This is a genomic window from Mediterraneibacter torques, from assembly GCF_044591705.1.
Lineage (GTDB): Bacteria > Bacillota > Clostridia > Lachnospirales > Lachnospiraceae > Mediterraneibacter > Mediterraneibacter torques.
In genome coordinates, this window is record NZ_CP172594.1 from 1606282 (window position 1) to 1630686 (window position 24405).

At 42.8% G+C, this 24405-nt stretch carries 13 protein-coding genes and 3 pseudogenes; 5 read left to right on the forward strand and 11 right to left on the reverse strand.

The annotated features are described in order from the left end of the window. Positions 1 to 18: 18 nt before the first annotated feature. Complete coding sequence (locus ACH9UM_RS07495; protein ID WP_004845342.1) at positions 19 to 2121, reverse strand: glutamine synthetase III; 2103 nt, start codon at positions 2119 to 2121, stop codon at positions 19 to 21. Positions 2122 to 2575: 454 nt separating this feature from the next. Here ACH9UM_RS07495 and ACH9UM_RS07500 point away from each other — a divergent pair, with 454 nt between their 5' ends. From ACH9UM_RS07500 to ACH9UM_RS07520, 5 genes are read left to right on the forward strand one after another with little or no spacing between them, the layout of a single operon-like run. Next, complete coding sequence (locus ACH9UM_RS07500; protein ID WP_009243171.1) at positions 2576 to 3673, forward strand: glutamine amidotransferase family protein; 1098 nt, start codon at positions 2576 to 2578, stop codon at positions 3671 to 3673. After that, positions 3670 to 5175, forward strand: coding sequence for a glutamate synthase-related protein (locus ACH9UM_RS07505; protein WP_009243172.1), 1506 nt, complete (start codon positions 3670 to 3672; stop codon positions 5173 to 5175). The genes ACH9UM_RS07500 and ACH9UM_RS07505 overlap by 4 nt, the downstream gene beginning before the upstream one ends. A 36-nt stretch (positions 5176 to 5211) precedes the next feature. After that, positions 5212 to 5934 (forward strand): glutamate synthase, encoded by a 723-nt coding sequence (locus ACH9UM_RS07510; RefSeq protein WP_400091045.1) that lies wholly within the window; start codon positions 5212 to 5214, stop codon positions 5932 to 5934. 20 nt (positions 5935 to 5954) lie between these two features. Continuing rightward, positions 5955 to 7166: a glutamine synthetase family protein gene (locus ACH9UM_RS07515; protein ID WP_004845337.1), complete on the forward strand. Its 1212-nt coding sequence runs from the start codon at positions 5955 to 5957 to the stop codon at positions 7164 to 7166. A 33-nt stretch (positions 7167 to 7199) separates the two neighbouring features. Next, complete coding sequence (locus ACH9UM_RS07520) at positions 7200 to 7784, forward strand: ANTAR domain-containing response regulator (protein ID WP_009243173.1); 585 nt, start codon at positions 7200 to 7202, stop codon at positions 7782 to 7784. A gap of 79 nt (positions 7785 to 7863) precedes the next feature. Here ACH9UM_RS07520 and ACH9UM_RS07525 read toward each other — a convergent pair whose 3' ends face one another. The 10 genes and pseudogenes from ACH9UM_RS07525 to kdpF all read right to left on the reverse strand — a co-directional run bounded on the left by ACH9UM_RS07525 (position 7864) and on the right by kdpF (position 24157). Continuing rightward, entirely contained in the window at positions 7864 to 13791 is a 5928-nt protein-coding gene (locus tag ACH9UM_RS07525; RefSeq protein ID WP_400091047.1) for a sialidase domain-containing protein, read from the reverse strand. 242 nt (positions 13792 to 14033) lie between these two features. Then, positions 14034 to 14282 (reverse strand): annotated as a pseudogene (gene pstB / locus ACH9UM_RS07530) (phosphate ABC transporter ATP-binding protein); the annotation flags it as partial. Positions 14283 to 14598: 316 nt separating this feature from the next. Next, positions 14599 to 14982, reverse strand: coding sequence for a DUF6262 family protein (locus ACH9UM_RS07535; protein WP_337412718.1), 384 nt, complete (start codon positions 14980 to 14982; stop codon positions 14599 to 14601). Continuing rightward, positions 14948 to 16873, reverse strand: a complete 1926-nt coding sequence (locus tag ACH9UM_RS07540; protein WP_009321385.1) for a tyrosine-type recombinase/integrase — start codon at positions 16871 to 16873, stop codon at positions 14948 to 14950. Before ACH9UM_RS07540 ends, ACH9UM_RS07535 begins: the two co-directional genes overlap by 35 nt. Continuing rightward, entirely contained in the window at positions 16821 to 18605 is a 1785-nt protein-coding gene (locus tag ACH9UM_RS07545) for a tyrosine-type recombinase/integrase (RefSeq protein ID WP_009243179.1), read from the reverse strand. The genes ACH9UM_RS07540 and ACH9UM_RS07545 overlap by 53 nt, the downstream gene beginning before the upstream one ends. Before the next feature lie 19 nt (positions 18606 to 18624). Further along, positions 18625 to 19738 (reverse strand): annotated as a pseudogene (locus ACH9UM_RS07550) (tyrosine-type recombinase/integrase). 183 nt (positions 19739 to 19921) lie between these two features. Then, positions 19922 to 21895, reverse strand: a complete 1974-nt coding sequence (locus ACH9UM_RS07555) for an ATP-dependent DNA helicase (protein ID WP_009243181.1) — start codon at positions 21893 to 21895, stop codon at positions 19922 to 19924. 755 nt (positions 21896 to 22650) lie between these two features. Next, positions 22651 to 22839, reverse strand: coding sequence for a hypothetical protein (locus tag ACH9UM_RS07560; RefSeq protein WP_009319908.1), 189 nt, complete (start codon positions 22837 to 22839; stop codon positions 22651 to 22653). 62 nt (positions 22840 to 22901) lie between these two features. Further along, positions 22902 to 24041 (reverse strand): annotated as a pseudogene (locus tag ACH9UM_RS07565) (potassium-transporting ATPase subunit KdpA); the annotation flags it as partial. Between the two features lie 32 nt (positions 24042 to 24073). After that, positions 24074 to 24157, reverse strand: a complete 84-nt coding sequence (kdpF, locus tag ACH9UM_RS07570) for a K(+)-transporting ATPase subunit F (protein ID WP_070100388.1) — start codon at positions 24155 to 24157, stop codon at positions 24074 to 24076. Between the last annotated feature and the right edge of the window lie 248 nt (positions 24158 to 24405).

Genomic DNA, 24405 nt, shown 5'->3' on the forward strand with positions numbered 1-24405 from the left:
CCCTTTTTGTTATCTTTGCTATTTTACGCTGAAAAGCAGATCCCCGTAGGTTGGGAACGGCCAGTATTTTTTTGCTGTAACGGTTTCCGCTTCATCACAGGCAATTCGTAACTCCTGCATTCTGGTCAATACTGTATCCCGGATCTGATAAGACTGCGCCACAATATCCTTCACGTCCTGAAGTTCTATCAGAGCTGTTTCCAATGCATCCGTCCTGACTGCCATCTGGTCTGTAAGTGTAGAGAGTTTTTTTATCAGGCCGCTTTCATAACGGCATGCCAATGTCTCATCGACACGTTTCTTCGCAGAAGCTGTCCTTGCCAGTTCCATTGCGTAGGCTTCCACAGCCGGAATGATCTCTCTTTTAACCATATCCACCATAGTATTTGCTTCTATTACGATCGTCTTACAGTAGTTTTCCAGCATAATCTCGCATCTTGATTCCAGTTCCGCCTTGGAGAATACTTTATGTGAAGTAAGCATCCTGACATTTTTTTCATCCAGCAGATGCGGCATACAGTCCGGCGTTGACGGATAGTTCATCAGTCCGCGCTTTTCCGTTGCTTCTTTTATCCATGCATCGTCATAACCGTTTCCATTGAAAATAATCCTCTTGTGATCTTTGATCGTCTTGCGGATCATGGCATGAAGGGTTTCTTCAAAATTCTCTGCTTTTTCCAGTCTGTCCGCATAGATCTTCAGGCTTTCCGCCACTGCGCTGTTAAGCATCATGTTGGCGCATGCGATACTGTTGGAAGATCCCAACATACGGAATTCAAACTTATTTCCTGTGAAAGCAAAAGGTGAAGTACGGTTTCTGTCCGTAGTATCCCGATTGAATTTCGGAAGGACATCCACACCCAGCTTCATCTGTGTTTTTTCCGCTCCTTCATAAGGAATATCTTTTTCAATCGCCTCTAAGACTCCGTTCAGCTCATCGCCCAGAAACATGGACACAACAGCCGGCGGCGCTTCATTTGCTCCCAGACGATGATCGTTTCCTGCGGTTGCAACAGACAGCCTCAGCAGATCCTGATAATCATCCACCGCTTTGATCACTGCGCACAGAAACAGTAAAAACTGCGCATTCTCATAAGGTGTTTCTCCCGGCGACAGCAGGTTTACGCCTGTATCAGTGGAGATGGACCAGTTATTATGTTTTCCGCTTCCATTCACTCCTGCAAACGGTTTCTCATGAAGAAGACAAACCAATCCATGCCGTGCGGCTACTTTTTGCATGATTTCCATCGTCAGCTGGTTGTGATCCGTAGCAATGTTGGTCGTTGTGTAGATCGGCGCCAGCTCATGCTGTGCCGGAGCCACTTCATTGTGCTGTGTCTTTGCAAGGATTCCAAGCTTCCAGAGTTCCTCATTTAAGTCCGCCATGTAAGCCTCTACTCTTGGCTTGATCACACCGAAATAATGGTCATCCATCTCCTGTCCTTTCGGAGGTCTTGCTCCAAATAAAGTGCGTCCTGTAAATTGAAGATCTTTTCTTTGATCATACATTTCTTTTGTAATCAGGAAGTATTCTTGTTCCGGTCCTACAGAAGTAATAACGTATGATACCTTTTCATTGCCGAACAGACGGAGAATCCGAAGCGCCTGCTTATTCAATGCCTTCATGGAACGAAGCAGCGGCGTTTTCTTGTCCAACGCTTCTCCTCCATAAGAACAAAAAGCTGTGGGAATACATAAGGTTTTTCCTTTAATAAACGCATAGGAAGTCGGATCCCATGTGGTATATCCTCTTGCCTCAAAGGTAGCTCTTAAACCTCCGGAAGGGAAGGAAGAGGCATCCGGCTCTCCTTTGATCAGTTCCTTACCCGAAAATTCCATGATAACGCCTCCGTTTGGAGAAGGAGAAATAAAGCTGTCATGTTTTTCTGCTGTGATTCCGGTCAGCGGCTGAAACCAGTGTGTGTAATGTGTTGCGCCTTTCGATACAGCCCATTCTTTCATAGCTTCTGCCACAACGTCTGCTACGCTGCTGTCTAATTGTTCACCTTCATCAATGGTTTTTCTCAATGACTGATATACTTTTGAAGATAAACTTGCCTTCATAACCCTGTCATCAAACACCATACAGCCAAAATATTTGGAAACATTTTTCTTCTTCATAACGACACTCCTTTCGCACGAAAAAAGACAAGGATGCCTTTCCTGCTATCCACATGAAAGACGCCCTTGCCTTTTTCTATCTGTTTCTTTGCAACAACGGAAAAAGCGTCTCTGAGATTGTGTTCTCAAAGACGCCCTTGCCTTTACGTGTTGCATGATAACACCGGACAAACCTCTTTGTCAATTCCTTTTTTTGTATTTTTACAAGTACAATTATAACCGTTCAGCCTGCGAAAACCACTTACGGAAACACATATGAAATAAGAAAGATAAAGGAATCCGCGCATCGTTCTGCAAAAACTCAATCAAATTATGATTGACAAACATTCCTAATCGTTGTATAAGTATGCATATGAGCAAAGGCGTTCATTTAGGAATCAGAATTTTTCTGCTTTCAAAATGAGCGTCTTTGTTTTTATTGTATAAGATCAAAAAGAAAGGAATGAAATGGAAAATGAAAACAGAAGGTCAGGTAAGGATTCCTTCAGGATGTGCCATCGCAGCTATGATTTCCAGAGACGGGAATAAAATGTCCGGGGAAACGATCACAAATGCTATGAAACCCATGCATGACCGATCCAATGGTCTTGGCGGCGGATTTGCCGGTTATGGAATCTATCCGGAATATAAAGACTTTTATGCCTTTCATATGTTTTTTGACAGCAGAGCTGCCAGAAAAGGATGCGAGGCGTTTTTAAAAGAACGGTTTGAGATCGTACAGTCAGAAATTATCCCCACAAGAAAAACGCCTCTGATCACAGATGAGCCTATCATCTGGAGATACTTTGTAGCTCCTTTGAAGTCTCTTCTGACGTCTATGCAGCTGGATGAAAAGGAATATGTGGTACGTACAGTCATGAAGATCAATACGGAGATGCCGGGAGCTTATGTCTTTTCCAGCGGCAAAAACATGGGAACTTTCAAAGCAGTGGGATACCCGGAAGACATCGGTATTTTCTATAAATTAGACGAATACGAGGGATATTCCTGGACTGCCCACGGCCGCTATCCTACCAATACTCCGGGCTGGTGGGGCGGAGCTCACCCCTTTGCTCTTCTGGATTCTTCCGTTGTACATAACGGTGAAATTTCTTCCTATGATGCCAACCGCCGTTTTATGGAAATGTTTGGATATAAGTGTACCCTTCAGACGGATACGGAAGTCATCACGTATATTTTAGACTATCTGCTCCGCAGGCAGAATCTGACTCTTGGAGAAGCTGCCAGCGTAATTGCCGCCCCCTTTTGGAGCACCATTGCAGCAAAAACAGATCTTGCAGATCAGAAAAAGCACACTTACTTACGAACTCTGTTCCCCAGCCTTCTGATCACCGGACCTTTCTCCATTGTTTTCGGTTTCAACGGAGGGCTTATGGCGCTCAATGACCGGCTGAAGCTCCGCTCCATGGTCGTAGGAGAAAAAAAAGATATGGTTTATATTGCCAGTGAAGAAACAGCCATCCGAGCCATGGAACCGGATGCCGAAAATATCTGGGCTCCCGCCGGCGGAGAACCGGTTATCGTAACAGTAAAGGAAGGTGTTTTATTATGAGCATTGAATTTATCTACCCTGAGTTTGAAGTGATCCGAAATGAAAACCGCTGCATTACCTGCCGTATCTGCCAGCAGCAATGCGCCAATGGCGTACATTCCTACAATAGTGAAACCAAACAGATGGTATGTGACGAAAGCAACTGTGTAAACTGCCAAAGATGTGTTTCCTTTTGTCCCACCAGAGCTTTAAAAATCGTAAAGAGCGACTGTTCTCTACGCGAAAATGCCAACTGGTCGGAAAATATGATGAAAGAAATTTATAAACAGGCAAACAGCGGCGGAGTCCTGCTCTCTTCCATGGGAAACCCAAATCCTCTTCCCGTTTATTGGGATCGCATCTTAATCAATGCTTCGCAAGTAACCAACCCTCCCATCGACCCTCTAAGAGAGCCTATGGAAACCCGGATTTATCTTGGAAAGAAACCGGAACAAGTGCATCGGATGGCGGACGGTTCTTTAGACTGTGAGCTTCCCCCGCAGCTGGAACTCTCTATGCCGGTCATGTTCTCCGCCATGAGCTATGGCTCTATCAGTTATAATGCGCACAAATCACTGGCTCTCGCTGCAAAAGAGCTTGGGATTTTATATAATACAGGAGAAGGTGGTCTCCATGAAGATTTTTATTGCTATGGAGAAAACACCATTGTACAGGTAGCGTCAGGACGCTTTGGCGTTCATGAAAAATATTTAAACGCCGGCGCCGGCATTGAGATCAAAATGGGACAGGGCGCAAAACCGGGAATCGGAGGGCATCTTCCGGGAACTAAAATTGTAGGAGACGTGTCCCGCACCAGAATGATCCCTGAAGGCTCTGACGCCATCTCCCCCGCGCCTCATCATGATATCTATTCTATTGAAGATCTGCGGCAGCTGGTCTGTTCTCTGAAAGAGGCTACGGAATACAAAAAACCGATTATCGTAAAAGTGGCGGCTGTCCATAATATCGCAGCCATCGCCAGCGGAATTGCACGCAGCGGCGCGGACATTATCGCTATCGACGGCTTCCGCGGAGGCACCGGCGCCGCTCCTACCAGAATACGCGACAATGTGGGAATCCCTGTAGAGCTCGCTCTGGCGGCAGTGGATCAGAGGCTTCGTGATGAAGGAATCCGAAATCACGTTTCGCTCGTAGCAGGCGGCAGTATCCGCAGCGCTTCCGATGTGGTAAAAGCAGTAGCCCTTGGAGCGGACGCCTGTTATGTTGCAACAGCCGCGCTTCTGGCTCTTGGGTGTCATCTCTGCCGCACGTGTCAAAGCGGCAAGTGTAACTGGGGGATCGCCACGCAGAATCCTGAACTTGTGGAAAGACTTGATCCGCAGACGGGAAGCCGTCGGCTTATCAATCTGATGACTGCCTGGAAACATGAAATCAAAGAACTTATGGGAGGTATGGGAATTAACTCCATCGAAGCTCTCCGGGGCAACCGTCTTATGCTCCGCGGAATCGGGCTAAACGAAAAAGAACTTGAAATACTTGGCATTTCCCATGCCGGAGAATAAAAACAATATCATTTTATCAAGGAGATGTGTTATACTATGAAAGTGATAGATGCTGCTGCACTAGATTATAAAACTTTAAACGAAGTCCTTCGGCAGCCGGAACACGATTATGTGATCGAAGGCTGCTGCGGACAGCGCTTTATCGGCGCCGGAATGTCTGACCTGAATATTACCGTCAATGGAATTTCCGGCAATGCTCTCGGCGCCTACCTAAATAACGCCTCTATTACCGTAAACGCAAATGCGCAGGACGCCGTAGGCGATACGATGAACGCAGGAAAGATTTTGATTCATGGCAGCGCCGGAGATGCGGCCGGATACGCTATGAGAGGCGGTAAAATTTATGTTCGCGACCATGCCGGCTACCGGGCGGGCATTCATATGAAAGAATATAAAAAGAAAGTTCCGATAATGATTATCGGAGGATGCGCCGGCAGTTTTCTGGGGGAATATCAGGCCGGAGGGATTCTGATTGTATTAGGATTACAGGAAGATCATCATCCGATCATCGGCAATTTCCCCTGTACCGGTATGCACGGCGGAAAGCTGTTTCTGCGGGGCGACTGCAGGAATCTGAAATTTCCTCCGCAGGTGACGGCAGATATTGCTTCTTTTGAAGACTTGCAGGGAATCATGGATGATCTGAAGGAATATTGCAGCGATTTTCACTATGACCTGAAAACCATTCTCTCCTCTCCTTTTACTCTTGTCACCCCGAACAGCAAGAATCCGTATAAACAGATGTATGTAGCAAATTAACGTGAAAGAGGTGGAAGACTATGAAATATTCCCAGCAAGAAATTATACAGTATGTTCAGGAAGAGGACGTTAAGTTTATCCGTCTGGCTTTCTGCGACGTTTTCGGAAAACAGAAAAACATATCCATCATGCCTGATGAGCTTCAAAGAGCCTTTTCTTACGGTATCGCCATTGACGCGTCCGCCATCGATGGATTTGGTGATGAGACTCATTCAGATCTATTTCTTCATCCAGAACCGGATACTTTGATGCCTCTTCCCTGGAGACCGGAAGAAGGCAGTGTAGTTCGGATGTTCTGTCATATCACGCATCAAGACGGCACGCCTTTTGAGTATGATTCCCGTGCGCTTCTGGAAAAAGCCATTAAAGCAGCCTCTGAAGAGGGATTGCAATTTTCTTTTGGTACGGAACAGGAATTCTATCTTTTCCGGTCAGACGACTTTGGCGAACCTACCATGATCCCATATGATCATGCCGGATATATGGATATCGCTCCGGAAGACAAAGGTGAAAATATCAGACGAGAGATCTGTCTGACTCTTGAACAAATGGGCATTCATCCCGAAAGTTCCCACCACGAACAAGGACCGGGGCAAAATGAGATCGATTTTCGCTACTCCGACCCTATGACGGCGGCCGATAACGCCTTGACTTTTCAGACTGTAGTTAAAGCTGTTGCGTTAAGAAACGGTCTCTGTGCCGATTTTTCCCCAAAACCCCTTCGTGATCAGCCCGGCAATGGTTTTCATATTAACATTTCCGTCAAATCCGATCGCGAATTTAATTATATGGACGCTGTAATTGCCGGTATTCTGGATAAAATCTCGGAGATGACTCTTTTTTTGAATCCGCTTGAAAATTCCTATGAACGTTTTGGACAAAATAAAGCGCCGCTCTACATCTCTTGGTCAAAAGAGAACCGTTCCCAGCTCGTCCGTGTTCCCGCGGCGCTGGGCGAATATCAGCGCGTAGAGCTTCGTTCTCCTGATCCGTCCACCAACACCTACCTGGCGTTTGCCTTGATCATTTACGCGGTCCTCGACGGAATCCGTAATAAAACAGAGCTCCCCGCTCCTGCCGATATCAATCTGTATCGGGCTGATAAAGATACGCTTGCGCGCTTTGGCCAACTTCCGAAAGACTTTAAAACAGCCTGTTTTCTTGCCGCAAACAGTTCTTTTATCAAGAAATATATACCTGACGCGATCTTAAACATTTATTGCAAACAGTAATTTATACGAGTTCCAAAGAAAGGAGAGCATAAAATGAGTCTAAAAGAGCGTACATACAGTATTCTTGTTGTATCTTCGACAGACAGTTTTGCCTCTGCCTTTATCGGCTCTCTTCCTGAAATCCGGTATTATCCTGTTCTTACGGCTTCAAGTGTCAGCGCAGCGAAACGAATGTTAAAAGAAAAGTCTTTCGATTTTGTCATTATCAATTCTCCTCTGTCTGATGATATCGGCGTTCGTTTTGCGATCGACCTTTGTTCCTCCAGACAGATCGCCGTTCTGCTTTTAGTAAAACGGGATATTCACTCTGATATTCATGACAAGGTTGCCGAATATGGAGTGTTTACACTTCCAAAGCCAACTTCAAAACCGACCCTCCTTCAGGCGTTAAGCTGGATGGAAAGTTCCCGCGAGCGTTTAAGGCAGCTTGAAAAGAAATCTTTATCCATCGAGGAAAAAATGGCGGAAATCCGTCTGGTCAACAAAGCGAAATGGTTTTTGATCAGTGAACTTTCTATGAGTGAACCGGAAGCTCACCGCTACATAGAAAAACAGGCAATGGATCGCTGTATTCCAAAGCGATCCATTGCCGAAGAAATTATCAAGACTTATACTTGATCTTCTCCTCCTTCCACTTCCGACTTTATTATCAGAAGTGCAGGGAGGTAAAATTATGTTTTTATTCTGTCAGTCAGGCTTACCGCCTTTTCTTTCTGCCTAAGAATCTGCCTGCCGCCGCAAGCATTGCCGCAAATCCTAAGGTCGTCCATCCGACCGGCGTTTCCTTATCTCCTGTCGCAACAGCCTTTTCATCGCTTGCCGATGGTGTTCCATTCGTTGACGGTGTATCGTCCGGCGACAGTGAATTATCTGGATTCACAATATCTGTATTACCGGAATCCGGATCTGTCGGGAATTCCGGATCTGTCGGTGGATTCGGCTCCGATTTTTCCAGACCTTCTATCGCTTTTTGCAGTTTTTCCAATGCCTCATTCACATCTTCTTTTACTGCATTTTCTCCAAGCTTTAAGACTTTTTCCGCCTCTTTTAAAGCTTCTTCCAGAACCGTTTTACTGTCTTGTGTATAAATACTCAAATCTTTGCCTGCATATAAGTCATATGCCGCCTGAAGTTCTGTAAGATCTCCTTTATACATAGTCAGCCTTTTCCCGACTTCTATCAGTGTCTTATACGCTGTCTCCACTTCTTCGCTTGTTGCATCCGGCTTCTCATCAATCGCTTTTGCATTTTTATACGCTTCCTCATACTCTTCGCGCACAACCGGAATTACATCCTGATATTTTTCATCTTGCATCTGTTCTTCTGCATGCCGGATTGCCTCTTTAAGATGAGACTTATCGACTTCTTCTTTTTCCTGTTCAAATACAGCCGTAAAAGCGGCGCTTTCTTTTGCATCAAACGTATATTTTTCCTGTTCGCTTACCGGGTTTCCTTTTTCATCTTCCCAACGGACAAATTGATATCCTTCTTCCGGATATGCTTCGATTGTAATCTTGCTTCCCTTTTTCACAGTATTTCTTTGGGAAACAGTTCCCTTTCCTTCTGTCTGCGGTATGATTTCCACAACTTCTTTTCCCATTAATTCTGATAAGGACAGTTCTTCATATTTCATAATATCCTGTGAATGTAATTCTGCCGGATTGTAAGAATCATACTTTTCATACATCAGACCGATTTGGTGATTCGGAAGTTCGCTCAGGCAGGAATATGCAAACCCTGCATTCTTACTGTCTACCGAATAATCGTAAGTCCAATCAATTTTATATTTTTCACTTCCTTCTTTTCCGGTATCTGTGATCAAACCGATCTTGACTCTTCCGTCTCTTCGATAATTTCCCACACCGGCAGGAGTGGACATGATCAGCGCCGGCTTTCCTTCTATCAGACCGCCATAGCGGATCACGGATAACTGCGATCCCCATCCCGGCTGGGTCATTCCCGGTACATACGCCGCTTCTGTCCATGTTTTTCCTCCGTCCAGGCTCACTGCTTCCGCTATCTTAGAACCTGTTGATCTCGCATAAACACGAAGCGTTCCATCCGGCATTTCTACGATCTGTGATTCTGACATCGCCGCTTTCTTCGTAGACGGTCCTTTTGCATAATTCCATGTTGCTCCATGATCGTCGCTGTAAATAATTCCCGACTGTGCCGTATCATAAACCGGTACGATCAACCGCCCCTTATATTCTCCGTTTTTAATCTGCATGCCTCTTCCCGGACCTGTGACAAGCACTCTTGAATCTTCTGCTTTGACCATTCCGTTTAAAAGTATCGGATCAGACCATGTTTTTCCGTCATCATCACTGTACTTCATATACAGCCATGTCGTAGGCAATGCTTTGAATACTGCATCTGCATACATAATGTTCATCGGAACGTCTTTGTCTGTCTCATCTGTTACAAGCTGTCCCGAACCGTTCGTAGGATCGAATCTTGACGATTTTTGTTTGACTGTCTGCAATACATTATCCTTCAAAATTTCAAAATTACTGTTCAGAGAATACTCTGTCGGCTGATTCGTTGTATCATTATAGATAACACCATTCTCCCTCACTGTATAATTATAATCTGTTTCTCCTGCCTTTTGCAGTTTCAAGTATTTTTTCCCTTGAATTTCTTTATATCCGCTTCCTGTAACTGCCTGCGGAGAACCATATCCAGCCGCCATAGCGTCCGATATCAAAAATACACGTTCTGTCTCTTCGTCCTGCAAAAGAACCGGATCGATAAATGATGCGCTTTGATTTACTCTCGTCTGCGTTCCTACCGGAATTTCTAATGTATTATCTTCATAATCCTCATAGTGGAATGGAAGCTCCGGCTTGCTCCAGTTCTTTCCTCCATCTTCGCTTCTTGCCACTGCAATATCAATATTATTCGGTGAATCGTGCGTACCGCCAAACCTTGCGTCTGCCGCGCTGATCACTGTACCGCTTTTCAGTGTCAAAAGCGCCGGAATCCGGTAATAGTTCGCGCCTGTTCCGTCATTTTTATGGAAAATCTGCTGTAATTCAGGATATGCGGTCTTCTTCGTTTCCTCGATCAGTTCTTCATCTGTTAAAGGAGTCTCATACACTTCGATCTTATGGATATTTCCTCCGAAAGTATATTTATTAATTCCTCCCCTTTTTGTTGCCCCCAGAGAAACAGTATCTAATCCCGTAATTTCAGAAATAAAGCGGTATCCTCCCAATGCAGCGGCGTCTACCGTCAGCACTTTCTCTCCGTTTGCAAACAACTGATACGTTCCTTTTTCTTTATCTGCCTGAAGCGCAATTATATTTTCTGCAGGTTTTCCTTTATAATCTGCCTTCACTGCATTTGCCGCTTTAAATCCATAATTCATCGCGCTCTCATTTCTGATTTCGCAGCCAAGTACTCCTTCAGGTCTGATATAAACATGAAAATGTCTGTTTTCATGTCCTGCTTTTGCATTGGAAACACTAAACAAAGACTGAATTGCCTGATCGCTTGTCGATGTATAGTGTACTAAAATCGTACCTTCTTCCAGCTTCATCAATTTTTCTGCGTAATCTTTTGTACTTAATTCTACCGGTGATCCTACTGCGATCTTCTGATCCTCTTTTCTGAAAACCAATCCTCTGCCTACCGCGTATATTTTAAATATTTTTTCTTTTTCAGCCTCTGCATTTTTTGCTTTCAGCCGGATCGTATATGTCTTTCCTTCCTCCAGTTTCTTTGCTGTTTTCAACACTCCGTTTTCTATCGCAAAATATGGATTATGAGTGTCGCCTTCTCCTGTGCAAAGAGAGAAAACATAGTTTCCTTCAGGAGCCATCTCATTAACTGTGAATGTTCCCACCGTTGTTCCTTCATTCAAGTTTTCTACTTTTTCATCACTCAAACAAATATCAAATGCTTCCTCAAGCGTATTATTTAATTCAATCTCCTGTTTTTGAAATACTGTTTTTTCCGCCCGGTCTTTCAGCCATGCAGACACTTCTACCTCGTATTTCTGATTCTCGGGAAGGTTTTTTAAAACAATCAACTTCTCTCCTGCTTCTGCATCTGTCTCATATGTCTGCCCTGATGCTTTGGAAACCGCTTTCAGATGCACCGCCCCTATCTGAGACTTGCTGTCTTCTTTCAGCTTTTCCAAAGACACGCCGATGCGGTTCGGCGTTTTTATAACTTCCGGAGTGATTTCAGATGTTTTCTCATTGATCGGCATCTCATAAAACAAATTGGCAATCGCGCTGTCCTCTTTCCACAATCCGCATCCTTTTAAAAAGTGTCTGGTCATAAGAAGGTGTCCGTTTGCGCCCGGATGCAGATTATTTCCGAATAAAACAGTATCTTTTTTCAGCCAGCCGTAATCGTTAAACGCTTTTTGAAGTTCCGTATACTGATCGATATAGATCAGGTTCTGCTCGTCTGCGACCTGCTTCATTTTTGCAATATACTGCGGTATATTCGCTTCTCTTGAACCGGTATTCCACATTGGCGTTGGCGTTCTTAAAATGATCACCGCGTCTTTATTTTTATTTCTGATCTTCTCTATGATCGTCTCAAGATTCTTTTTGTATATATCCGCCGTAAGTCCTCCTGTTGCCGCATCATTCGTTCCAAGCATGATCGAGACTACGTCAGGAGTATATTTTTCCAATCTCTGTTCAATATTATTCAGCGTACTTGTTGTCGTCGCTCCTGAAACAGCCGTATTGATCACAGTATCTGAAGCTCTCCCCATCTCATCTTTCAAATATTTTTCAAAAGTCTGAGCGATCCCGTCATAACCTTTTGTCCACAAAGCCGCATGTGTAATAGAATCTCCCATGAACAGCCATGTCATCTTATCTTTTTCTTTCAGCTTTTCCGAAAGCACTTTTTGCTTTTCATCCAGCGTCTGCCCATACGCGATTCCGACATTGCCTGCTTCCGTTTTTCCTGTCACAGTTTGAAGCTGTGTCGTTCCGTCTGATGAAATACATTTGAAAAGGTACTCTTTTCCCGATTCTGCTCCTGTAATCGTAAATGTATTCCCATCCGCACTTCCCGTTATTTTTTTATCTCCAATACTCAACTCGTATCTCCACGACGTTTCATTTGTTTCCGGGATCTGTACATGCAGACCGGCATTCTCCGCCGTCACAACCGGAAGAACGTTCAAATATACGTCCGGCTGCTCTTCTTCTTTCAGATTCAGAGTCACTCCGTTTCCCGGATAACTGTCCGTCGTCTTGATCGTAGCTGCGGAAAACTGTTTTCCGATCTCAAAATGTCCCGCTGCGTTCAGCGTTTGACCGTCTTTTAATTTATTATTTTTAAAATCATCCTGATTTGTCTGTGCAAAATGATCGACTACAACGATCCGATCGAGCTTCTCCGACTCGTCTTCGTATTCTTTTACAACTTCGTCTACCGCTTTACAGTACAGCATGATTGTTGCATTTACCGCATCATCTTTAACTGCAAATGGCTTTTGGATCACAGCAAATCCTTTTCCGTTTTCTTTTAATCCTAATGACAGGTTGATAAATTGACGCAATGAATCTTGAAACGAAGCAATTCCTGCTTCTCCTGCCTGATAATCCTCTTTCCCGACGAGATAAGCCGCCGCTTTCGGGCTGTAATCCGCCACTAAAGTCTGATAATTGTCAACGACGTCTTTTAAAGTCTGACCGGCCTTTCCTGTGTTGATCGTATAACGCTGCCGCCCGTTTTCATTTCCTGCTTTCGTCCACCGCACATACTCTTCAAACTGTCCTACATAATTTCTTACCCCTCTTGTCTGGGCAAATCCTCCCTGTACGGCTTCTCCTCCTGTAAATACCCATGAGTTATCGCCGTACTGAATTTGAAACATCTCGCCCACTGCCGAACCGCTTGCGATCTCACCGGAAGTTTCCGGTTTCGATATCGCGATCGCGTCCGCGTCCGTCAACGTTTCACTTGTAATGATAACGTGAGAAATCTCCCCCTGAAATCCTTTGTAAACCTGTCCGTCTTTTGTTTTCTGCGCTCCGATCGTCACCTGATCCAGAACCGACTGCTTTGAAAAAAGACCTCTGTTCCCTGCGTCTGTGTTACTCCACATTTCCTGTCCGTCGATCGTCAGACGCATCGACTTCTCATTCTGACTGCTGACAACGACAGTGTGCCAATTCCCATCTGAAAATGAAGCCGATCCTACATGTTCCGCCGCAGTATGTTTATATACCATACGAAACTTTTCATTCGCCCTTATAAAGAAAGAAGTACAGTCGCTTCCCCTGTTAAGATCTGTCGGAAGATCGATCGTTTTATCTTTCGCTCCCAGTAAAACGCCGTCCGCTTTTTTGGAAGCTTTAAATCTGAACACTACGCTTCCCGTCTCTATTTTATGTATTTGTTCCGCATGATCGCTGACATCGACGGCGCGCGTTCCGTCAAATCTCTGTTCTTCGCCCTGAAATTCCTGAAAGAGAACTGCTTTTTCTTTTAAATCGTCCAATTTACTTTTGCTTTCCGCCTGATACGATTCCTGTCCTTGTTCATTCTGCATTTCATATGCCTGAACAATCAATTTCATATCATCTGCAGCTGTAAACGCTAAAGAGCCTGCCAAAAGTACAGCAGTCCACCGCTTCCAATCCCTCATTTCCTTTCCTCCATTCTTTTTGTGAATTGTAGATATTTTTTCCGGTATTTCAGAATTATTTTGGTATATTATGCACCCATTATATCATCAGGCAATATATGTATCTTGTGCATTTTCTACTATTATATATGCTTTTTTATACATTTCGGAACTTATAATCAATTTGCAATGTGCCTCCTTTGAACTACAAAAAGCAAGCCCTTCTCAGACTTGCTTTTCTTATCTCTTTCCGACATATTCAATTAACCAAATCTTCCCGTAATGTAATCTTCTGTCTTTTTATTTTGCGGTATTGAAAACAGTTTTTCTGTATTGTTGTATTCCACAACTTCTCCGAGAAGGAAAAACGCCGTATTGTCAGACACACGCACTGCCTGCTGCATGTTATGCGTAACCATGACAATCGTATAATCTTTTTTCAGCTCCATCGCAAGGTCTTCGATCTTTGATGTGGAGATCGGGTCAAGCGCCGATGTCGGTTCATCCACCATTTTGGGTAGGATGCCCTCAACCCCTTGTAAACACTGGGCTGTACGGCGTATAATTGCGTGTTTTGTGTACTCTTTTTGTGGTATTTTTCCCCTTCGGGATCGATTATTTCTTCTCATTTTGCTTTTCATACCTTCTATCTTTTCTTCATTTTTCACAACATTACATTTTACTGCTGTGATACCATTGTACGAAAATCATGTAAAATCGACTACCACCAGTTTGTTAAATCAAAGTAAAATTTATGTGAACGGACAACAGACGCATAGATCTGCGTCTGCCATCCAGCAATTTGCTATTTTACATTCTTTACAAATTTTACAAATTTTTAATCGTATTCAAAGCTCGTTTCCCAAGCGCCTTTTTTAACCTGTTGTTTTCTTCCTGCAACGCCGCCATTTCTTTTAACAATTTTTCATTCTGTTCCTCTAATAATTCAATTTTTCTTTTTTGTGCGATATTTCCTATGTAACGCTTTGGACTCGCCATACCTGCCTGCTGTTCCACCGCCCGGTCTAACAAAGCTCGCACTTCTTCGTTTTTGTAAAAAAATCCTCTTGATAAACCTGTCTGCTCTATCAGCTTTGTTACAGTGACTTTTTCACCATTTTCCAACATTTTATAGATTTCTTTCTTCGCTGTGTCAATTTTTCTCTTATTTCTCTTCTTATTTACAGCTAACATCGTATCGTACTTGTTCATATTCCTCGCCCCATCCATCTAAATTTTCCAGAATCAGCTGCGATAACCTTTCTCGCACTTTCCTTGTTTCATCCGCCAGGATCTGATTACTCATTTTACGATAATATTTTACATTGTGAACGCTGCTGTGTCCCAGTAGTCTTGCGATTGTCCAATCATCCAGATGCATTTCTGTCAGCTTCACGCCATAGTAATGACGGTACATATGTGTTCCGAAACCGAATAATCTTCCATAATCATCCCGTAAATCTTTCTCCCGTATCATCTGCACAACCTGTGTCTGTATCCTATTATATTGTGCCGGTAAAGACGGATCGGAGTCACTCACAAAAATGTATTCTGTCTCTCCCCATTTTTTCTTTGTATATTGTATGGATCGCTCAATCAGTATTGCTATTTCTTCGCTGACAGGTTTTTCATATGGGTGCGTTTTCATCTGCCGGATATGAACCACTCTGTCTCCCGGTTGCCCTCTAAGGCAATCAGTCCGAAGTGTAAGTGTGTCAGAGATTCGTGTTCCAAGCATCTGATGTAGGATCATTAGCCTGGCTATCTGCTCATTCATTTTTACAATTTCTGCATTCAGTCTTTTTAATTCTTCATCAGAATAGGTTCTGAATTCTGCCCTTGCAGTCGGTGGAATATCTCTGTTAATGATCAGATTTTCCAAAATAGGATACTTATAAGTTTTTCCAACTGCTTCCAGCAATGCCCGCAATCTTGTGATTTCCCCATGCAGTGACTTCGTTCTTGTTCTGTCCGTTTTCAGATGGATCAGGTATTCCTCAAAGATGTCTCTGTCTAATTCTCCCAGCGATTGCATTTTGGGATGCTTCTTATGTAAATATTCTGTTAATCGTTTCCCTGCTGTAATCCCCTTTGTAACCGTAGCGATTGCTTCCTTCTGAAGCAGTAAATAAATTCCTTTTTTTATTTCATTCCTCATATCCGGCTGCCGGATATTTGTAAAATTCAATGTTTTCACTTTCTTGATCGGATTGTTTTTTATCTCTATGGGAAGTTTCTCCAACTCCCAGATATCTTTTTCTGTCTCATCTTCCCAAATATTCGGACAAGTAAAATCCACCATCCGCAGCAAATAAGAAATATTAGGATTTCTTGCAATGCCTTCCTTACTATATACACTTTGGCTTTTTCTGTTTATCTGAATTCCTTCTGTCATCAGCCATCGTTTGAACTGATATTCCCATTTCTCTTTTGACTGCTCCCGCATACTTTTCACACAAACAATTCTGCTATTTAAAAATCTACAGATCTGATTGTAATACACCCGATGCTGGAATGATGTTCCCAGTGTATAAATTCTGGCACTTTCTTTAATGTAGGCACCCCATTCCTTCCGAAGCTGTTGCGTTGGCAGTAAACTCAGATCAAAGTATGGCTCTCGCCCACACTTTTTACGTTCCTCTTCACTGGCTTCCTGATAACATGCTAAGTCTTTGAAGTAAATTCTCTGTCCTGACATTTCTGAATCAATAAAATCCAACATATGCAGAAAGTATAAAACGATAGGTGTTCGTTCTCTCCAGTTTTTATTTTTATTGGATTCTCGGTATGCCTTCAATCCTTGTGCGCTAACCCAGCTTTCAAACTGCTGTCCCCATACTGCTTTCGTCTGAACCTTCATACTGTCTACCGACAGGTGATTCATAAATTCACATACCCGTTTAAAATATACCGTTTCCTGGCGGACGCTGCTCAGAGATTTCACTTCTCCACAATGCTTGATATAGAATGTCCATTCTTCTTGAAGTTTTAAAGTTGGCAGTTTTCCTATTTCAAAAGATAGTTTACTGGTACATTTTTTCCGCTGTTCTTCAGTTGCTTTCTGGTAGCATTGTAGTGTCCTTATGTCTATGACTTCCTCCATGCTTCCACCTCTCTTTCAATCCAACAGACAGCGAATTGTCTGTTTCCTTAAAATATGCTTTGCTTGCTTCATCAATCCAGCGTGGCATATAATCAATGTATTGCTGCGTCATTTCTTCGTAAGCATGTCCTAGATAATCCCTTACACTTTGAAGCGGAACTCCCTCATCATAAAATACGGTAGCTAATGTATGCCGATACCCATGTGCCTGGAATATATACGTTCCATCTCCTATTTGGTATGTTTCACATAACTTTTTCATCCGTTCCCGGAAGGTAGAGCTGCAAAATGCACCGCCCTTTTTATTTTGGAATACATAATCCTCCGGCTTTCTCCGTTTCTTTTTGATATATACCTGCATCAGCCTGTATAACACTTCCGGTATAGGAATCCGTTTGTAATTCCTCATTTTCACCTGATAAATCTGCATCCAGTAATCATCGTCCTGTCTGTAATACTCTTTTGCCTTGATCGTACAAACTTCACTGATTCGCATCCCCACTGCCCAAAGATGTAGGTACATCAACCGGATATCTTCCGGAAAATATTGCAGATTCTTCAAGATTTCCTTAGAAATCACTTCATCTACCGAACGGTCATGATGCCTGTATATTTCTGTCTTTAAGTAATATTCTTTATGAAAAGGAATTCTTTTAACCTGGTATCGTGTCAGCAGATATTGGTAAAAATGATCGACTGCTTTCACATAGCGGTTGAACGTATTGGGATGCAGCTTCTTTTCTCCTATATATTTAAAGAAACGATCAATGTTTTCTCCTGTCAGTTTTCTGGCATCTTCAAATTCTGTTTCATTATAATAAGCCAGAAAACTCTGTATATAATGAGCTTCTTCCCGAAGACTGCTCAGAGACAATGTAGATAACCCAATCCCATACTTCATATATTCTTGAAATAATCTTCTATTCTGCAAATGTCTTACCGTTTGAAAAGTAACTGTCCGCACCATATTGCTCTGGTTCACTCTTTCTTTTTCAAAGCAGAATCTGGAAAGATACCACACATTTGCATTCCAATTGGTTTCTTTCGCTTCTGTAAATAGCACTTCTCTACAGTAATCAATGATGCGATTTGGCTTTTTCTTCCGTTCTATCAGATATTGCCGAAATGCGACCTCTTCTTCGGCTTCCAGATATTCAATATCCTCAATCCCTCTTTCAGAACAAAAGTTATAAAAATATCGCAGATGTCCTAATTTTTCTACCCTGTAATCGTTACTATAATCATCGGTAATCAATTTCTGCAGGCTCTGAAAAATCTGCCTTTTCATCCGTTCCGGACTTTTCTGTTGAAAATCCCATATCAATGCTTTTTTATCTGTACTTTTGTTAAATCTGGAAGCTATTTCCTGATCTGGATAATATAGAAGAAACCATATTTTATTTTCATATAGTATCTTCTGGTTTCTTCCCAGCAATGTATTTGCTTTTTCTCGGATTGCATGGCGTTTGATCCAATCAAATCCTGTCAGATATTTCACCTTCGTTCCACGAGTCAATTCCGAATTCAACCAGTTCTCATATTCCTGCCGATAGGGATAATCCAACTCTTCTATGTGCCGGATCGCTTTTTCTGTCATGTAGCTTTCCACACTATTCCGGATTGTTCCTGCCACCTCGATACAGGTTTCCAGCTCCTTATGTAATTGGATTTGCTCTTCTTCTGTCAATCTTTGCTGTGATAATCTCCATGCCTGCGTGGAAAGCACTGGCATCTTATATCACCTCGATTCTTTATAATAATTCCTGCACTCCATATAAAGCAGAATGCTTGTTATAAAATTCCGTACTTGCCTGTTTTAGCTTGTCATCCATTAAATTCAGATATCTGGTCGTTGTATCTAAATGTCGATGTCCAAGAGACTGGCTGACAAGTTCCAGCGGCCAGCCGGAATCCCATCTTGCGTTAGCGAAATATCTTCTCAGCATGTGAGGCGTGATCTTAATTCCTGTCTTTTTTTCCATTCGATGGAACATATCATATACGCTTGCCACCTGCATCGGCTTTCCTTCTGTTTCACCTGTAATATTGATAAACAGGTAATTCTGACGCCGAAGGATGTCCCAGTATTCCGAAATATAAAATAGCAGGAAATCATAGGTGTCTGCACTTAACCTGCCTTTCCGTTCCTCTGCATTCTTTGCACGTGCATCGTTAGCATTGTCATCTCGGAAGCAGACACGAACGGAATGATTTTCATAATCAATATCTTTTGTATAATCAATCCCCAGCAATTCACCAATCCGAAATCCCAGTTCTGACGCCATCAGTATTAGCAGTTGATCCCGGCAGTTTGTACACGCTTCTAAAATAGTCACGATCTCATTTTTCTCTGCAGCCCGGACTTCCCGTTCTTCTTCTTTCAAATATCCTGCAAAGGATCGAAACCTTAACCTTCGCTTCACTCCCACACTATTCGCAACATGGATCGTGCCATAAGAGAGTACCTGCAAAGGCAAATTGATCTTCTGCCATTTCTAAAAAGGAAAAGAACCCGAACACATTTTTTAGATATGTGTTACAGGTTCTGTTTCTTGGCGTTTTCTTCAGATTTTTTGTATGGTTTCCCGCTTTCAGCCATTGCAGGAAATCTGTGAAATGATTAAATTGTGCTTCATAATCCATCTGGCAGACATCTGTAAATCCCATTTGTCTGCCATCGCAGAAGTTCATATAGTAACAGATGGATCTCGCCAGACTTCCTACGGTGTTTGGAGACTCTTGAGCACGCGTCTTATGTGTTAAAAATCTTGTCGGAAGGAGTTCTATCTCCATTGTTTCCATATTCCGAATGAAGAAATATTTCACTTTTCCATCTCTGATCATTTCTACTTCGTATGCTCTCATATCCATTCACCGTCCTTTCCTCTAACGCTATACACATTATACCCACTTCATGTCAAAACGTCTATTCATCAATACCAACAATCCCTCGCAAAAGGGTTCTAAAACTGTACTAAACTTTCTCTGTTAAACTTGTTTCAGTTTAAGCATAACCAACAATTCCGGCAAACGAATTTCTTCCGACAATTACAGATAATATTCCACGCCCTTCCGGCTGCGGATAAAAGCCTGTACCTCTCTCAATTCTTCTGCCATCTGACAAGTTGGAAGTGCATTCAGCACATCTTCATGATACTTGCCACCTTGTACTGCTCTATTATCTAAAATAGACACTACGCAGGTATCGGTTTCTGTCCGGATGGCTCTTCCAAACCCTTGTCGCAACCGTTTCTGCATATCCGGCACAATGATGGACTGAATATAGGCTTCCAAGGATTCATAGGTTTCTTTCTCCGCCTCGCTGATAGGATCCGGCACTGCAAAAGGCAGTTTCACGATAATCAGTGAAGATACCATATCTCCCGGAAAGTCCACCCCTTCCCAACAGGAGCCGGCTGCGAACAGCACCCCGTTTTCCATAGTCTTAAACCGCAGGATTTCTTCCTGGGAATGCCTCCATACTTCCACCATGGGAAATGGCAGGCTGTCTCTTAAAATCTGGTACACACTTCCCATCAACGTGTAAGAAGTAAACAGCACCAGCGTATGTCCGTAAGTGGAACAGATCAGGGAATGGATATGGTTTGCTATCATCACTGCCTCTTCCCGGCTTCCTCTCCTGCAATGCTCCAGCGTCTTTGGCAAGTATAACAGACAGTTCTTCTCATAGGAAAATGGGGACTCTGCCACATATTCCTGTACCCCTGCCCTTGCTTCCAGCCCGGTGACCTGTCGGGTGCGCAAAAAGTCTGCTCCTGCCTTTAGCGTTCCGCTGGTTAAGATTGCGGATATTTCCTCTTCCCTGTCCCATAACATCTTTTGAAGCAGTTCTGGGATTTCCCGGCTGGCTGCACACAAAATGGGAAGCTGCTCTTTATCCAAATATAGATAACGGACATATTTCTCATCGCTGCTGCAAAAACACTCTAGCACATCCTTCGCCTCTTCCAAACGGTTCCGTATCCACTTTGGAACACTTCGCTCTAATTTTTCTAAAAGGAATTCCAGCATCTCTACACCTTCCCACAGCGAAACTACACTATTCGTTGTATTACGGAATGTTTCCCTGATTCCTTTTCCGATCCGTTGTTCTGCTCCAACGACACGCAATGCTTCGCCCATCACTGTCCGAAGGATTCTTGCCTCTTCTTTCTGATGCTCCCGTTCCAGATAATACACCATTTCCCGGATATCATCCATACACAGATTTTTCCCGAACATCTGCTTGGCCGCTTCCGGCAGCTTATGGGCTTCGTCTACAATCAATGTCCGATAATCCGACAATAACGGTTTATATCCTTCTGCTCTATGATACGCATCTGCCAGTAAATAGTTGTGATTGCAGATTAAAATAAATACATCCTGTTTCTTGGCTTCTTCCAGATACCTCTGATAGCGGCACATCTGTCTGCCCGGACATTCCCTTGGGCAGAATTTCGGCACACATACCAGCCTTCTGTCAAATCCACTCAAATCTTTTACCGTATCCATATCATAATGTTTCCGCAAAGACAGCAACGCTTCTTTTTGGGCAGCATTCTTCTGTTTATGGCGGATTGCCTCGATTCGTTGTTCCAGCCTGTTGTCACAGACAAAGTGTTCCTTTCCTTTCCGCACCACTGCCCGAAGAGGAGACTGGATCATGCCTTGTTCCAACAGCACCCTGGATAAAAATGGAATATATTCTGTTACTATGGCTTTCTGCAATGCAATGCTGGAAGTGGACACCACCACCGGACGCTGTTCCAACGGATTTCCTCTTCCTGTCAACATAGAATACTTCCGCAATAGTACGCAGGCTACCAGATAAGCGTACGTCTTGCCAATTCCTACCCCTGCGTCACACAGTGCAATTCTTTCTCCCAGCAAGGTATCTAACATTTCATGGCACAAGCGGATCTGTTCTTCCCTGACCGCCAATCCCTGTTCCGGAAGCAGCACCCGGAAAATCTTCTCTACTTCCTGATGCGCCCTCTTTTGATATTCAACTTTGTAAAACATATTGCTTCTTCTTTCCGCATGACGTTAATACCACAAGGATACGGCTGTGGGATTTCCCACAGCCGCATATATCTGATATCAACGACACACTCTTTTTTGATTTCTTATCGTTTTTTCTTTAGCACCGTATTTGTCCTCGACTCCCCGGCTGCCGCACCATATCTATGGCAGGGAACATTACAGGCGGATGCTTCGCTTCGCATCGCTCGCAGATTTTCTGAAAGTCTTGCTGATTACAACTTAGAGTCCATCCTCTTCCTTTTGGGAAGAAATTCGTATCATTATCCCCCGCAGATGATCCTGGCGAAAGACCTGCAAAAGTCCATTCACAGCTATAAGGACTCGCTCAGAATGAGAACAGGCACTGACAGTTTTCTCACGAAATGATCCGCCCTAGTCTTGGTACAGACCTTGTCATAATCCTCCTGCAGTGCTTGTCCCCATCCGTCCTGGCGCTTATACTGTCACGCTTCTATCTTTGGGAACGTACCTGTAATGCTGATATGCGGTTGTCAAAGAACATAAGGTATTTACCCCTTTCATATATATAGCCGATAGGATATGCCATTTTTCTTCACCTTTTTAAATTTTTCATTTTTATTCTCTCAATCTCACTTAATATAAAAGTAAAAAACAGCTAATCCGAAAGTGATATGTACCCAGAATTCTGGGCACATATCAAAAGACTAACTGCTTTATAAGTATAGATATGAAGTTGTTAAACTTTTGAACTTTATTTGCAAAATACCGTTCTTTTACTTCTTATGTTCCTTTATATACTCACCTGACTCCCTAAAACTACCTTTTATTTCTTCATTTAGTTCAGAAAGTATTTCTTTAGCTTCATTTAATGAATCTATTGTTGTATCTTTCCCTTTCTTTGCGTATTCTATTTCTTTTTCTCGAATGCTTTGGCGGTTACTACGGTATGTCAAAAAAGTCATAACTAAACAAACTATTCCTATAAACCAAGCATCAGTAAAGAGTAATATTAAGCCTATTACTATAGAGGAGTCAACGTATCATGCATGTTATTAACCGTACCAGTTGTAAAGGAAGTTGTTACCGTCGTAAACAAAGCTGATTGTGGAACACCAAAACGTACTTCTTTTCCTTCCATACTTCCCTGGCTCTGGTCTATGCCCATCTCCTGAATCACTGGATTACCTGCCATTTCTGATTGGTAACAAATAGTAAGTCCAATCAGGAAAATAATCGCCATTGCACCAAAGACAACTGCACCCTGACGTCCAAAAATCACTTTCTTTTGGGCTGTTCCCGGCAATACCTGTGCATTCATGGCAACTTTCTCTGCTTTTTTCTCTTTTCTTTTATCATGAAGCATATGTCCAAAAGTAACCACGCAGGCACCCGGCAAGAGCATCATAGATATCATTTCTATAATATTGCTGATTACCGTAGGGTTTTCAAACGGCGTAGTTGAGTTTGCTCCAAAGAATCCACCACCATTCGTTCCCAAATGTTTAATGGATTCCAGAGCTGCTACCGGTCCCACTGCAATATCCTGGAAATTTCCTTCCAAAGTTTCAATTGTAAAGTTTCCTTGTAACGTCTGTGGTGTCCCCTGGCTTACCAATAATAACCCGACTATAAAAGATGCTGGAATTAAAATTCTAGTCGTAATCCTTACCATATCCTCATAAAAATTTCCAATTTTCTTTCCAGCCAGTCCCCGGCAGAATGCCATACATGCCGCATAACCTGTTGCGGCTGATGTAAACATCATAAAAATAATGACACACATCTGTGCCACATAGGAAAGACCGCTTTCTCCTGAGTAGTGCTGCAGGTTTGTATTCGTCATAAAGCTGATAATCGTATTAAAGGAAAGTGTCGGTTCCATATTAGAAATCCCATTCGGATTCAAAAACAGGATGCTTTGCAGTCTTAAAATTGCATATCCTACAAATACCATAACTGCATTTACCAAGAGCAAGGTCAATGCATATTTCTTCCATCCCATATCTTCGCCCTTAATTCCACAAACTTTATAGATGCAGCGATCAATCGGGTTAAAAACTTTATCCGCAAAAGTCTTTTGTTTTGTTGCGATATGGTACATATATTTTCCCATCGGAATGACCAGTATCACAAAAATCGCAAGTGTCAAAATAATCTGTAACATGTCTTCTCCTCCTAGTTATTTTCACCAGCTCTTTACAATTTTTCTGGATTTATCAATGCATACACCAGATAAATCCCAACTCCGGCAATCATAACACCTAAAACAATCATATCCATTTTGATTTCATCCTCCTATTTTTCTTTTGGTTTAATCTGCCAGTCGCAAAAATCTGCAAACGCCTTCACCAAACCAAAACATCCTAATAAAATTGCTATCATCAATACATCCATCATAGCTTCCTTCCTCCTTGATCTATTATTTTATGTTATAAAGAATTCTTCGAATTCATAAACATCCTTCTTGTTTGTAATTTCTATCTATAATCCTTTACAACTTTTCCATGCATTATCATAGTCCTTTTTCT

Coding starts and splice junctions, on each gene's coding strand:
- ACH9UM_RS07515 (WP_004845337.1), top strand. CDS start 5,955: ATGAAATATTCCCAGCAAGAAATTATACAGTATGTTCAGGAAGAGGAC.
- ACH9UM_RS07510 (WP_400091045.1), top strand. CDS start 5,212: ATGAAAGTGATAGATGCTGCTGCACTAGATTATAAAACTTTAAACGAA.
- ACH9UM_RS07525 (WP_400091047.1), bottom strand. CDS start 13,791: ATGAGGGATTGGAAGCGGTGGACTGCTGTACTTTTGGCAGGCTCTTTA.
- ACH9UM_RS07535 (WP_337412718.1), bottom strand. CDS start 14,982: ATGAACAAGTACGATACGATGTTAGCTGTAAATAAGAAGAGAAATAAG.
- ACH9UM_RS07505 (WP_009243172.1), top strand. CDS start 3,670: ATGAGCATTGAATTTATCTACCCTGAGTTTGAAGTGATCCGAAATGAA.
- ACH9UM_RS07555 (WP_009243181.1), bottom strand. CDS start 21,895: ATGTTTTACAAAGTTGAATATCAAAAGAGGGCGCATCAGGAAGTAGAG.
- ACH9UM_RS07500 (WP_009243171.1), top strand. CDS start 2,576: ATGAAAACAGAAGGTCAGGTAAGGATTCCTTCAGGATGTGCCATCGCA.
- ACH9UM_RS07560 (WP_009319908.1), bottom strand. CDS start 22,839: ATGACTTTTTTGACATACCGTAGTAACCGCCAAAGCATTCGAGAAAAA.
- ACH9UM_RS07540 (WP_009321385.1), bottom strand. CDS start 16,873: ATGGAGGAAGTCATAGACATAAGGACACTACAATGCTACCAGAAAGCA.
- kdpF (WP_070100388.1), bottom strand. CDS start 24,157: ATGGATATGATTGTTTTAGGTGTTATGATTGCCGGAGTTGGGATTTAT.
- ACH9UM_RS07495 (WP_004845342.1), bottom strand. CDS start 2,121: ATGAAGAAGAAAAATGTTTCCAAATATTTTGGCTGTATGGTGTTTGAT.
- ACH9UM_RS07520 (WP_009243173.1), top strand. CDS start 7,200: ATGAGTCTAAAAGAGCGTACATACAGTATTCTTGTTGTATCTTCGACA.
- ACH9UM_RS07545 (WP_009243179.1), bottom strand. CDS start 18,605: ATGCCAGTGCTTTCCACGCAGGCATGGAGATTATCACAGCAAAGATTG.